We start from the raw sequence: 12,655 nt of genomic DNA, 5'->3' as shown, positions 1-12,655 counted from the left end.
CTACTAACGGAGGAAGAACAAGGCGAGATAATTTATCTATATAGAACAATATCAGCTGTTTAATATCGTTTTGGCACAAACATTGTGTCCGGAAGGAGATATTGGCTGTTCATTGTTCAAGCCCTGTTACTGTTCAGACACCACTCAATGAAATATTACATTATTGCCGGAGAACGCTCTGGAGACCTGCATGCCTCCAACCTGATCAAGCAATTGCATGAGCAAGATCCAGAGGCGCACATCCGCTGCTGGGGCGGCGACATGATGGAGGCCGCAGGGGCAGAATTGGTGAAACACTACCAGGAGATGGCCTTCATGGGCTTTCTGGAGGCCGCCAAGAACCTTTTCAAAATCAAGCGTTTTCTCAAAGAGTGTCAGGACGACCTACTGGCGTATAAGCCGGATGTAGTGATCCTGGTGGATTATGCCGGGTTCAACATGCGCATCGCCAAATTTGCGAAAGAACACGGCCTTAAAGTCTTCTACTATATCTCCCCTAAAATCTGGGCCTGGAACCAGGGACGCGTGCACACCATCAAGAAATTGGTGGACAAGATGTTCGTGATCATGCCGTTTGAGAAAGACTTCTACCAGAAGTTTGACTACAAAACCGATTACGTGGGCAACCCTGTGTCAGACGCGGTGTCCGCGCACCAGGTAAACCCCAACTTCCGGAAAGACAACGACCTGGATGAGCGTCCCATTATTGCGGTGCTGCCCGGCAGCCGTCAGCAGGAGATAGAGAACATCCTTTACATCATGCTCAGCATTCTGCCGCCGTTCCAGGATTACCAGTTTGTAGTAGCCGCCGTGAGCAACTTTGACCGGGAGTATTACGAGCACTTCAATCGCAAGCCGTTCATCAAAATCGTTTACGACCAGACCTATGATATCCTGGCCAACGCCGAGGCCGCTTTGGTGACTTCCGGAACTGCCACGCTGGAGACGGCCATGTTCAGTGTACCGCAGGTAGTGTGCTACCGCACCAGCGCCGTTTCTTACTGGATTGGCCGCGCCGTGATCAAAGTGCCTTACATTTCCTTGGTGAACTTGATTGCCGGCCGCAAAGTAGTGCCGGAACTCATCCAGGGCGATATGAACGCGCAAAACCTGGTGCGGGAACTGAAAAACATTCTGAACAACCCAGCAGGCCGGGCCGCCCAACTGGAGGGCTACAAACGCGTGCAGGAACTGATTGGCGATTTCAATACCTCGCAGACCGCCGCAAAACTGATGGTGCAATATCTGAAAGAAGGCAAAACGGCCCAGGAAACGAGTCAGCCTTTGAAGACCGCATTTTAAGGCTCTTTTCCGAAAACCTGGCTTAAAACCGATTATCATATAAAAGAGAAGGCCTCCCTTACCAGCAGTAGAGGAGGCCTTCACTTTTATGGTTTAGAAAGAAACGCTTAGGCTACTTTCAGTTTCTTCACCGCTGATTTCTCAAATTTCTCGCGGGCGTAATCCAGCGTGATGACCAGATCAGTGGTACCGCCTTCGTGTTCCTCAGAAGGCAGGTCAAACATGGCGTCAGTCATAATGCCTTCGCAGATAGAGCGTAGACCGCGGGCACCCAGTTTGTACTCAGCGGCTTTCTCCACAATGTACTCCAGGGTTTCCTCGGCAAACTCCAGGTTAATGTTCTCCATCTCAAACAGGCGCTTGTATTGTTTCACCAAAGAGTTCTTCGGCTCAGTGAGGATCAGGCGCAGGGTTTCGTTGTCCAGCGGGTTCAGGTGCGTCACTACCGGCAGACGACCAATCAACTCAGGAATCAATCCGAAGGATTTCAAATCCTGAGAGGTGATATAGCGCAGGAAGTTCTCGGTGTCCATTTTCTCCTCCAGGTTGGTGGATGAGAACCCGATAGGCTTGGTGTTGAGGCGGCTCTTGATGAGGCGGTCAATGCCTACGAAGGCGCCCCCGCAGATGAACAGGATATTCTCGGTGTTCACGGAGATCATTTTCTGCTCTGGGTGCTTGCGGCCTCCCTGCGGCGGAACGTTCACTGAGGTTCCTTCCAAGAGTTTCAATAAAGCCTGTTGCACACCTTCACCAGACACATCGCGGGTGATGGATGGATTATCGCTTTTACGCGCAATTTTGTCAATTTCGTCAATATACACGATGCCGCGCTCAGCAGCTTCTACGTTGTAATCAGCGGCTTGAAGAAGACGGGTAAGGATGCTTTCCACGTCTTCGCCTACGTAACCAGCCTCGGTGAGAACGGTAGCATCAGCGATACAGAACGGAACCTGCAGGATACCGGCCAGCATACGGGCCAGGAAAGTTTTACCGGTTCCGGTTTCGCCCACCATGATGATGTTTGATTTCTCGATCACTACGTCATCGGTTTTGGGTTTCTGCATGAGGCGCTTGTAGTGGTTGTATACCGCTACAGACATTACCTTCTTGGCTTCGTCCTGGCCTACCACAAACTGATCAAGGTAGGTTTTCATTTCCCTTGGTTTGATCAGGTTGAATTTAGGCGCCCGGTTGGTGGCACGTAACCGGTTCTCCTCATTCAATATCTGCTGCGCCTGTCCAATGCAACGCTCACAGATATGCGCATTGATGCCTGAGATCATCACAGACACCTCTTTCTTATTCTTTCCGCAAAAGGAGCACGTTATTTCTGCCATAAACCGAAGAGTGGGATGTGTATTGTCCGGCTTTAGGTGCGCCGGGTACGACAAAGTTACAAAATTGGTTAGGCACTACGCCAAAATATTTTTGCACAAGTTATCCAACATGCGTCAGGAAGTGGTTGGAAGCGAGGGTATTATAAAATATAGCATATGTTGTATCTGATTGAAGCAGAATACGCTGTGCTATATGTGGCAGAACAAAGCAGGTACAATTACCCTAAAAGCTGCGCATAAAAAATCTTTGCAGGCCTTGAATTGCCCATTGTTTTACGCCTGTATTCAGGAATATACCCTTAAAACATGGGCAATATCAGGAAAGTGCCTTACTTCTTAGAATGAAAATTCAACGGAAATATGCGGTAGAAAAGTAGTTGGTTGCTGTTAAAAAAACGGAGCCACATGAAAAAGGCCTGCTACAGAGCAGGCCTTTTTTAGTTTACAATATAGTGTTTCTTATGCTTTATGGCGGGTTAACACCTCGTCAATAAGGCCGTATTCCTTGGCTTCCTGGGCAATCATCCAGTAGTCACGGTCGCTGTCTTTGTCAACTTCCTCAATGGGTTTGCCGCTGTGGCTGGAGATGATCTCGTACAGCTCTTTCTTCAGCTTCAGGATCTCGCGGGCGGTGATCTCAATGTCTGAGGCCTGTCCTTGGGTTCCACCCATTGGCTGGTGAATCATCACGCGGGCGTGGGGTAGGGCAGAGCGTTTGTCTTTGGCGCCGCCGCAAAGCAACACCGCACCCATAGATGCTGCCAAACCGGTACAGATGGTGGCCACGTCTGGCTGTACGTATTGCATGGTGTCATAGATACCCAAACCGGCGTACACAGAACCTCCCGGGCTATTGATGTACAACAGAATGTCTTTTTTAGAGTCCACGCTTTCCAGGAACAGCAACTGGGCAGTGATAATGTTAGCGATATAATCATCTACCTGGGTGCCCAGGAAAATGATACGGTCTACCATCAGGCGGGAGAAAACGTCAATCTCCCGGAAATTGGTAGGTCTTTCCTCAATCACGGAACGCGTCATGCTGGTTGGCTGCATGCTGGTCTTGCTTTCAATGTGGGTGAGGTATTGGTCAACGCCCAGGCCACTCATGCCCAGGCCGTGCACGGCAAATTTTCTGAATTCGTCTTTAGTATACATAAGGGTTCTGTTTAGATGCCTTAACTTAAAAAGAAACGCGATGGTTACAAGAATAACCAGAAGTAACAAACTGGGTTTGTCCGTTCTGGGGATGTTTTCCTAAAATCAGGCCAAAAACGATTAATGGTTTTTTACTGCCATTATGGCCGATGACGGGGCAGGAGGCGTTCTCTCTACTTCTCTGTAATTCATGCCCGGGGAGGGCCAATGCGTGCCGTCTTTTGCGTACCACCAGGTGCGTACCACGGGTCAAGATAAAGGATTTTCCCGAAGAATAACCTTTATGCCGTTTTTCACCGCTTGCCTTTACTTCCGATCAGGGAAGAGATACTAGCCTATACGTGCTGCGTGGTACCTGTTGAAAACAAAAAAGTCCTTACTGTATGTAAGGACTTTTTTGTTTTTATGAAGTAGTACCGCTTATGCACCTACTTTGTTGCGGAATTCCTCGGCAGAAACGGTGTTTTCTGTGATGGTGATTTTGTCTTTCACAAACTCCAGCACTTTCTCAGCAACCAGCGCCTCGTACTCGTTTACGAAGTTACGGCCGTTGTTTTGCTTCAGGTGGTTGTCCAGGAAGTTGTTGAAAGTGGCTTCCATCTCTTCTGGCACCTCTGGCATGTTGAACTGGGCCATCATTTTCTGACGCGCGCTGTTCACCACATCCTCGTTGCTTACTTTGATGTCATTCTCTTCCACCACTTTGTTGCGGATCATTGACCACTTCAGTTCTTTCACATACTGGTCATAGAACTCGTCAATCTGCTCTGGGGTGATTTTGCCTTCGTTGGTAACGGCTAACCAGCGCTTGAAGAACTCAGTAGGGATCTCAATAGAAGATTTGTCTACCAGTTGGTCAATCACGTCGCGGTCCAGCACGTTCACAGCCTCACGGTCATAGTTCTCTTTGATCACCTCGCGTACTTTGGCGTCAAATTCTTCCTGCGTGGTCACGTTGCCTTGTCCGAAGATCTTGTCAAAGAACTCCTGGTTCATCTCGGCGGGCTCAGTGCGGTTGATTTTTTCTACCGTGAAAGTGAATTCGCCGTTCAGGTCTTTGGTCACTTCTTTGCTCAGGCCGGTCACGTGTGCCAAAGCGGCATCATCGCCAAACGCCTCGCGGATGTCAAAAGTGATGGTGTCGCCTGGTTTCACGCCTACGAATTTCTCGGCACCGGCTAACACTTTGTTTAAAGGAAGAAGCGTTTTGGTCTCAAACTCACCATCTACTTGCTTCAAGTCGCCGTACAGGTAATCATTGGCTTCAGAAACCTCCGGATTGGTGGTTTGGCCAAACTGGCGCTGCATCTGCTCATAAGCCTCGTCAACAGTGGTTTGGTCTACTTCGATGTCGTATTTCTGCACAGACACCTCGTTCAAAGGCAATTCAAACTCAGGCAACAAACCAACGGCGTAGCTGAATTCAAACTCTTTCTGGTTGTCCCAGTCAATGGCGTTCTCATCCTGACGGTCCGGAAGCGGCTCGCCCAGGATGCGCAGTTTGTTTTCTTTGATGTAGTTGTTTACAGACTCGTGCAGCAACTGGTTGATGGACTCCACCAAAATGCCTTTACCGTACATCTTACGGATCAAACCAGCCGGAACCTTACCAGGGCGGAAACCTTTGATATTGGCTTTCTTGCTGTATTCTTTGATTTGCTCGTCTACACGGGCGGCGTAGTCGGCCTCTTGCAGGCTAACTTTTAGGCTGGCATTCTGGCCATCGGTTTGATTGAGGGTGATATTCAAAGCTATCAGAGTTTAATTGTGCTACGGTTAAATTGAAAAAACCCCCAACCCCGGTTGGGATTGAGGGTTTGACTTGTGCGGATGGAGGGACTCGAACCCCCATGCCTCGCAGCGCTAGATCCTAAGTCTAGTGCGTCTACCAATTTCGCCACATCCGCATCAATGTGTTTTTGTATTTGGTGCTGCAAATGTAGCAAACTCTTTTTTGTTTATGCAACTCTCTTTCGTTTTTTTTGTTGAAATTTATAAAAAGAGGTCAGAAACGGGTTGGCATTTGCCAGACCCCCGTTTTTGATGTACCTACCCTTATGATTGACCACGAAGCAGAACGAAAAGAGATTCTGCGCCATTACCGAAAGTTACTGCGGCACGCCAAGCCTTTTTTAAAGGACAACGACGCCAAGATCATAAAAAAGGCTTTTAACACCTCGTTGGAGGCCCACAAAGACATGCGCCGGAAGTCTGGCGAGCCGTACATTCTACACCCCCTGGCCGTAGCCCAGATTGCCGTGGAGGAGATTGGACTGGGAACCACCTCCATTGTAGCGGCCCTGCTGCACGATGTGGTAGAGGACACCGATCTGGAGATTGCCGACATTGAGCGTGACTTCGGGCCCAGCGTAGCCCGCATCATTGAAGGCCTCACCAAGATCTCAGGCGTATTTGAATACGGTACCTCCCAGCAGGCCGAGAATTTCCGGAAGATGCTGCTCACGCTCTCAGACGATGTGCGCGTGATCCTCATCAAACTGGCCGACCGCCTGCACAACATGCGCACGCTTGGCAGCATGGCCCGCGATAAGCAGCTCAAGATCGCCTCTGAGACCATGTACCTGTACGCCCCGCTGGCGCACCGCCTGGGTCTGTATGCCATAAAGTCTGAGCTGGAGGACCTGCACCTGAAGTACACCGATACGGAGACCTACAAGTTCATCTCCAACAAGATCAGGCAGACCAAAGCGGCGCGTAACAAGTTCATCTCTGATTTCATCGGTCCTATTGAGGAAGAACTGCGGCGGCAGGGCTTCACCGATTTTGAGGTAAAGGGGCGGCCCAAGTCCATCTACTCCATCCTCAAGAAGATGAAGAAGCAGAACGTCACCTTTGAGGAGATCTATGACCTGTTCGCCATCCGGATAATCCTGAACGTGCCCTATGAGCAGGAGAAACCCGTCTGCTGGCGCGTGTATTCCATTGTGACGGATTTCTATCAGCCTAACCCGGACCGCCTGCGCGACTGGATCAGTACGCCTAAGGCCAACGGTTACGAGGCACTGCATACCACTGTGATGAGTAAGACCGGACAGTGGGTAGAGGTGCAGATCAGGACCAAACGCATGGACGACATCGCGGAGCGTGGGTACGCGGCGCACTGGAAATACAAAACCGGCAGCACCGGGCCTACTGAGTCGGGCCTGGACAACTGGATCAACAAGGTGCGCGACATGCTGGACGTGAACAACACCAACGCCATCGAGTTTCTGGACGAATTCCGCACGAACTTGTTTGTGGAGGAGGTCTTTGTCTTTACGCCCAAAGGCGAGCTCATCATCCTGCCAGACCGTGCCACCGCTTTGGACCTTGCTTTCGAAATACACACCCAGATCGGTTACCAAAGTTTGGGCGCGAAGGTGAACCAGAAACTGGTGCCGCTTAGTTACCGTCTGCACAACGGGGACCAGGTGGAGATCCTGACCTCGCAGAAGCAGAAACCTACCGGCGAGTGGCTCAAGTTTGTGACCACTTCCAAGGCCCGGTCCAAAATAAAAGAGTTTTTGCGCGAAGAACGCAAAGGAAAAGCCGAGGAAGGGCGCCAGCAGGTGGTGGACCGGTTGCAGCTTTTGTCTATTGAGCCCTCGGCGGCGAACCTTAACCGGCTGGCGGCTTATTTCAACGCTTCCTCGCTGCAGGATTTCTTTTACCGCGTGGCGGTGAACCTCATTGACCTTAAAGAAATCAAAGAATACATCTTTAATCCGCAGAGCGAGAAATACCGCCCGGCGTCCCTGTTAGTGGGTTCCAACTTTGACAAGGAGGTGGAGAAAATAAGGGGTGTCAACTCGCAGCTGCTGGTGATTGGCGGCGGCACCGATAAGATTGACTATGAGCTGGCCAACTGCTGTAACCCCATCCCTGGCGATGACGTGTTCGGGTTCCAGACGGTAGACCATGGCATCACCATCCACCGGACCACCTGCCCCAAAGCCGTGGAGCTGATGTCTAACTATGGGCACCGCATTGTGAAGGCTAAATGGACCGGCCAGCAGGAACTTTCCTTCCTGGCGGGTATCACGCTCAAAGGAACCGATAGGGTAGGTCTGGTAAATGACGTGACTAAGATCATCTCCAACTCTTTGAAGGTGAACATGCGTTCCATCACCATTGACTCGCATGACGGCGTGTTTGAAGGTCGCCTGATGGTGTTCGTGAATGACACTGCGCAACTGGAGAAACTGATCCAGAAATTGTTGAAAGTAAATGGCGTGCTGAGCGTAGACCGATTTGACTCTTAAATTATGGATAGACTTAAATTTAATCTGAACCTTAAGTGTCAAATGAAATACCTTTTCCTGATTCCGTTGCTCTTTATTATGAGTTGCAATGCCAACAGTCAGACATTAAAAAATAAGAAATTGCTTAGCGCCCTAAATAATTCTAACCTTAAAGGGAGGGGAAATCTCATTGAAATAACTTCTAATGAATTCAGACTGGACTATTACGATATCCACGAAAAAGATAGCCACCTTGAGTTTCTGAATGCAAAAGGTTATCAGGGAGGTGGACCTAGCTGGTTGGGGGTTATCTACGGAGCTATTCAAATGTCAGACCCGACTATCGAATCTAAAATCAGATTTGATGATGAAGCCGAAGGACTAGCCATTTGGAGTTCTGACAAAGAAAGTCTTGAAAAGGTGAGCAGATTGATTTCTGTGGTGAAATCAGACGAGGTTATCCTGTTAAAAGCTATTGAGGTAGCAGACCAAGCCGGACAAATGGAATAAGTTAAACTGGTTACAGCATTATGTCATTGCCTGTTAAGACTATTGCCGCTCCTTATAAGTAGCTGATAAAAAAGGAAAGCCCTACAAATCAGTGGGGCTTTCCTTTTTCAATAGTTGAAGTGAATAGTTGTTTTCTGCTTAAGGCTCTTTTTCTGAAAACTGACTGGAAAACGTGCAGACAGAAGAATGTGGTTTCTCTTAAAGGCTTAGAACTTATAGCTCAGGCCAAGGGTGATGTGAGACATCGGGCCGGACTCCAGTTCCAGGTGGGCACCAACGCTCTCGGTGAAGAAATAGCGGGCACCAGCCAGTACACCAACTTTCACTTCTCCCTCAGAGGCATCACCATAGTAATAAGAGTCATAGTTTACTTTGGTTCTGGCGTAGCCAAGGTTTAAGCCAGCATAAGTGTCCAGTTTCTCGTTTTTGGCCAGATCAATGTGGTAGGCACCTTTCGCCCCGAAGTACATCACTGTCCATTTGTAGTCGCCTTCGCCCCATTTATAGTGTGAGTAAGAGAAAACACCGCCTACCCCAATGGTTCCTGGGCCGGCGGCCACGTTCAATCCTCTCTCATAAGAGAAGGTGAGGGGCATAAGTCTGCTTCCGCCTTTAGGGTAATCCAGGTTGTGTACCAAGCCCAAGCCGAAGGAGATTACGTTAGACCCGCCCCCGAAAGCGGCTGAGGTCTGTTTTTTGCTTTTGGCCGGGCTTGCTACTTCTGGGGCCGGTGCTGGAGCAACAGCAGCTGTTTCAACTGGTTTCACCGGAGCGGCAGAGGCAACGGTTTTAGCCGGGGCTTTTCTAGTTGTAGCAGCAGCGGTTGATTTTCTTGCGGTGGAGGAAGCTGAATATGTTTTTGGTTTGGCAGTAGCCGCAGTGGCGGTTTTTGCCTTCGCCGGAGAAGCAGTGGCGGTGGTTTTCGCTTTGGCCTGCGTAGAAGGTGACGTTTTTGTTTTGGTTTGCGCTGATACAGCCAAAGAAGCTAAACATACTAAGCCTGTGAGGGTAAGCGAGCGCATGCCATGCAAAAAGGTTGAATTTTTCATAATTGTAATTTTCAGAAAGGGTTAAAGATTCTTGAAGGGTTAAAATTTCTTGGAGGATTATGAGATTGTCTGAAAGGCCTTTCTTAACAATTCTTATTTCGTGTTCCTGTTCTTTAGACACAGTGAAAAGAACTAACCCCTACTTTGGCGAGTTAAAATTTGAATGATTTGGATGAACCCATTAATTCAAAGGATGAAACGGGCGAAACAGATACCGAAACGGAAGGAGGAAAATGGGTGGAATATGGTCTTCCTGTTTTCTGATGATTTCCTAAAACAAGGCTTTAAACAGAAACGGGCAAGCCTTCCCTGGAAGAAGAGGCCAAAGCAGGAAAGGAGGCTTGTTCCTTACTCGTTCCTTGTTTGAAGAGACAGGATGCCGGCAAGCCCTAAGAAAAAGCTACCGGCATTAGTTTTTCTGGATTTGCTTTTTAGGGGTGTTTTTAGCATTCCCACGTAAAACCTGTTAAGTTTGTAGCAGAAGAAGGCGTATGGCACTAGATGAAGTGAAATTCATGGAGGTGAAGAAGATATTCACCGCCTATTTAGAAAGCAAGGGTCTCCGGAAAACCCCGGAGCGCTATGCTATATTAGAAGAGATCTATTCGCGCACCGGTCATTTTGATGTAGAATCGCTTTACATCAGCATGAAGAACAAGAACTACCAGGTGAGCCGGGCAACCGTATACAATACCTTGGATCTATTGGTAGAGAACGATCTGGTAAGTAAACATCAGTTTGGCCGTAACCTGGCCCAGTATGAGAAATCGTACGGCCGCCGCCAGCATGACCACGTCATTTGTACCGAATGCCACAAAGTGGTGGAGTTCTGTGACCCGCGGGTGCATAACATCCAGACCATGGTGGGTGATCTGCTTAATTTTAATATTCTGCACCACTCCCTAAATTTGTACGGTATTTGTGGTGACTGCCAGGCCAAACTAAACGCACCCATCCATGAAAATTGACCATTCGTTAGAAAACAACATCCTGATCATAAGACTGGAAGGGGACATGATTGGAGGCCCTGAGACGCAACGCCTCATGGATCTGGCCAACAATACCATTGATGATGCGCTGCTGCTCTCAGCGGTGGATCTGTCCAATGTGCGGTTTATCAATAGCACCGGCATTGGCGTTTTGGTTTCCCTCTTAACCAAATTCAGAAACCGCGGTGGGGAGCTTATTCTCATCAACCCCTCAGAACACATTCGTAAGTTATTAATAATCACAAAACTGAGCGCCATCTTTACCATTGCCGAGGATGATACCAAAGCCGTTCAGCTTCTTAAAGAATCAGTTTAAATGCCAGTTGACATTTTAGTAGGCCTCCAGTGGGGCGATGAAGGAAAAGGTAAGATCGTTGATGTACTTGCTCCTCAGTATGACGTGGTAGCCCGTTTCCAGGGTGGCCCTAATGCCGGACACACCCTTGAATTTGAGGGAACCAAGCACGTGCTTCACCAAATACCTTCCGGTATCTTCCATGAGCACATCACCAACATCATCGGGAATGGCGTAGTGCTGGACCCAATCGTTTTCCGTACTGAGGTAGAGAAACTGGCTGCCAGGGGAGTGGATGTTTCCCGTAACCTTTTCATCTCCAAGAAAGCCCAATTGATTCTGCCATCGCATAAAAGCCTGGACAGAATCTCTGAGGAGGCTCTGGGCACTTCAAAGATCGGTTCTACCCAAAAAGGAATCGGACCGGCTTACCAGGACAAAATCGGTCGTAGCGGCCTGCGTGTAGGAGACATCCTCCAATCCGATTTCCAAGAGCGTTACCAAATTACGGTAGCCAAGCACCAGAAAATAGCCTCTTTTTACCAAAAGGATCTTGAAATAGAAGAACTGGAGCAACAATTCTTCAGCGCTATTGACTTCCTGCGCACCTTTACCTTGGTAGATTCAGAGTACATGATCAACCAAGCCATTAAGGACGGCAAGAAAATCCTGGCTGAAGGTGCGCAAGGTTCTCTCCTGGATATCGACTTTGGTACCTATCCGTTTGTGACCTCCTCTAATACGCTGGTGGCAGGTGCCTGCACCGGCTTAGGAATTGCTCCGCGTCATATAGGTGAAGTGTACGGTATCTTCAAAGCCTACTGTACCCGCGTTGGAAGCGGTCCATTCCCAACAGAGCTTCATGACGAAGTAGGGGAGAAGATTCGCCAGGCAGGAAGAGAGTTCGGATCTACCACCGGACGTCCTCGTCGCTGCGGCTGGATAGACCTGCCAACCCTGAAGTATGCGATCATGCTGAATGGCGTAACGCAGCTTAACATGATGAAGGCCGATGTACTGGATGACTTTGATGAGATCAGCGTCTGCACCCATTATAAACTACCAGACGGTACCATTACCGACCAGGTGCCTCATGACCTTGATAAGACCGATCTCACACCGGTATACATCACCATGAAAGGCTGGGGCGAAGAGCTGCGGAATTACGAAGCCTACAACGAGCTGCCCAAAGCGGTTCTGGAGTATGTAGCTTATTTAGAAGAACAGTTAGAGGTAAGCGTGAACATCATCAGCGTTGGCCCAGATAGAAAGAGCACTCTGGTAAAGTAATTGCCAGATACAATAGTAGAAGAAGGCAAGGTGGAGCTCACCTTGCCTTCTTTGTTTACAGGGGGTAAGGAAGCAGGGGCATGCGCAAGCTATTTGAGAAGTCCTTCAATCGCCTATAGAAAATTTACCCAATCTTGGAACTTCCGGACACCCTATAACGGTTAACACCTAGGCTCCGGTAGGGAGCCGCTCGGCAAAGGCAAAGCTGGAAAAAAACTTCCGCCCCGGAACTTCCTGTCCCTGAGCGGGGTTAACCCCCAGGCTCCGGCAAGGAACAGCAGTTTTAAGCTTTCTACTCAAGAAAGGCCTTGGAACTCCAAAATGGTTCCCTACCTTTGCAGCCCGCCCGGCAGGGGAGGGGACGCAGAACTTAGGGTAGACGCAAAAGGAAAGAAAAAGTTTTCCGCATCTATTGCGGGATGAAAACTTCTCCTTACCTTTGCACTCCCTTCCGAAAAGGAGGCCGCTTCCCTAGATGAGG

10 protein-coding genes and 1 tRNA gene are annotated in these 12,655 nt (G+C 49.0%); 6 read left to right on the top strand and 5 right to left on the bottom strand.

The genetic code is table 11. The features are described 5' to 3' along the window. Nucleotides 1-147: 147 nt before the first annotated feature. Nucleotides 148-1,302, top strand: coding sequence for a lipid-A-disaccharide synthase (gene lpxB / locus J3P34_RS05570; protein WP_210486940.1), 1,155 nt, complete (start codon nucleotides 148-150; stop codon nucleotides 1,300-1,302). A 107-nt stretch (nucleotides 1,303-1,409) separates the two neighbouring features. Here the strand turns inward: lpxB and clpX are convergent, their stop codons facing one another. From clpX to J3P34_RS05550, 4 genes are all read right to left on the bottom strand, one after another. After that, nucleotides 1,410-2,642 (bottom strand): ATP-dependent Clp protease ATP-binding subunit ClpX, encoded by a 1,233-nt coding sequence (gene clpX / locus J3P34_RS05565; protein WP_210463999.1) that lies wholly within the window; start codon nucleotides 2,640-2,642, stop codon nucleotides 1,410-1,412. A gap of 459 nt (nucleotides 2,643-3,101) precedes the next feature. After that, nucleotides 3,102-3,800: a ClpP family protease gene (locus J3P34_RS05560; protein ID WP_210464000.1), complete on the bottom strand. Its 699-nt coding sequence runs from the start codon at nucleotides 3,798-3,800 to the stop codon at nucleotides 3,102-3,104. Between the two features lie 420 nt (nucleotides 3,801-4,220). Further along, nucleotides 4,221-5,549 (bottom strand): trigger factor, encoded by a 1,329-nt coding sequence (gene tig / locus J3P34_RS05555; RefSeq protein ID WP_210486939.1) that lies wholly within the window; start codon nucleotides 5,547-5,549, stop codon nucleotides 4,221-4,223. A gap of 76 nt (nucleotides 5,550-5,625) precedes the next feature. Continuing rightward, nucleotides 5,626-5,707 (bottom strand) — tRNA-Leu (locus tag J3P34_RS05550). 150 nt (nucleotides 5,708-5,857) lie between these two features. On the opposite strand from J3P34_RS05550, the gene J3P34_RS05545 reads away from it, so the two are divergent. Next, the gene (locus tag J3P34_RS05545) at nucleotides 5,858-8,062 is read left to right on the top strand and encodes a RelA/SpoT family protein (RefSeq protein WP_210486938.1); all 2,205 of its coding nucleotides are present in this window, start codon (nucleotides 5,858-5,860) and stop codon (nucleotides 8,060-8,062) included. 42 nt (nucleotides 8,063-8,104) lie between these two features. Beyond that, complete coding sequence (locus tag J3P34_RS05540) at nucleotides 8,105-8,551, top strand: Imm51 family immunity protein (protein WP_210486936.1); 447 nt, start codon at nucleotides 8,105-8,107, stop codon at nucleotides 8,549-8,551. 206 nt (nucleotides 8,552-8,757) lie between these two features. Here the strand turns inward: J3P34_RS05540 and J3P34_RS05535 are convergent, their stop codons facing one another. Beyond that, nucleotides 8,758-9,600 carry an outer membrane protein gene (locus J3P34_RS05535; RefSeq protein ID WP_210486934.1) on the bottom strand — a complete coding sequence of 281 codons (843 nt, stop codon included), beginning with the start codon at nucleotides 9,598-9,600 and terminating at the stop codon, nucleotides 8,758-8,760. A gap of 491 nt (nucleotides 9,601-10,091) precedes the next feature. Here J3P34_RS05535 and J3P34_RS05530 point away from each other — a divergent pair, with 491 nt between their 5' ends. Genes J3P34_RS05530 through J3P34_RS05520 form a run of 3 tightly spaced genes read left to right on the top strand, consistent with a single transcriptional unit; the run spans nucleotide 10,092 to nucleotide 12,174 of the window. Next, a complete protein-coding gene (locus J3P34_RS05530; RefSeq protein ID WP_210464006.1) occupies nucleotides 10,092-10,568 on the top strand; it encodes a Fur family transcriptional regulator in 477 nt (158 codons plus the stop codon). Next, the gene (locus J3P34_RS05525) at nucleotides 10,558-10,905 is read left to right on the top strand and encodes an STAS domain-containing protein (RefSeq protein WP_210464007.1); all 348 of its coding nucleotides are present in this window, start codon (nucleotides 10,558-10,560) and stop codon (nucleotides 10,903-10,905) included. The genes J3P34_RS05530 and J3P34_RS05525 overlap by 11 nt, the downstream gene beginning before the upstream one ends. Beyond that, a complete protein-coding gene (locus J3P34_RS05520; protein ID WP_210486932.1) occupies nucleotides 10,906-12,174 on the top strand; it encodes an adenylosuccinate synthase in 1,269 nt (422 codons plus the stop codon). Nucleotides 12,175-12,655 lie beyond the last annotated feature (481 nt).

This window comes from Rufibacter aurantiacus (genome assembly GCF_017916345.1).
GTDB classification, from domain to species: Bacteria; Bacteroidota; Bacteroidia; order Cytophagales; family Hymenobacteraceae; genus Nibribacter; species Nibribacter roseolus.
The sequence above is the reverse complement of the archived record's forward strand: the minus strand, read 5'-3'. Positions and strand labels throughout refer to the sequence as shown.

Coding starts and splice junctions, on each gene's coding strand:
- lpxB (WP_210486940.1), top strand. CDS start 148: ATGAAATATTACATTATTGCCGGAGAACGCTCTGGAGACCTGCATGCC.
- clpX (WP_210463999.1), bottom strand. CDS start 2,642: ATGGCAGAAATAACGTGCTCCTTTTGCGGAAAGAATAAGAAAGAGGTG.
- J3P34_RS05560 (WP_210464000.1), bottom strand. CDS start 3,800: ATGTATACTAAAGACGAATTCAGAAAATTTGCCGTGCACGGCCTGGGC.
- J3P34_RS05545 (WP_210486938.1), top strand. CDS start 5,858: ATGATTGACCACGAAGCAGAACGAAAAGAGATTCTGCGCCATTACCGA.
- J3P34_RS05540 (WP_210486936.1), top strand. CDS start 8,105: ATGAAATACCTTTTCCTGATTCCGTTGCTCTTTATTATGAGTTGCAAT.
- J3P34_RS05535 (WP_210486934.1), bottom strand. CDS start 9,600: ATGAAAAATTCAACCTTTTTGCATGGCATGCGCTCGCTTACCCTCACA.
- J3P34_RS05530 (WP_210464006.1), top strand. CDS start 10,092: ATGGCACTAGATGAAGTGAAATTCATGGAGGTGAAGAAGATATTCACC.
- J3P34_RS05525 (WP_210464007.1), top strand. CDS start 10,558: ATGAAAATTGACCATTCGTTAGAAAACAACATCCTGATCATAAGACTG.
- J3P34_RS05520 (WP_210486932.1), top strand. CDS start 10,906: ATGCCAGTTGACATTTTAGTAGGCCTCCAGTGGGGCGATGAAGGAAAA.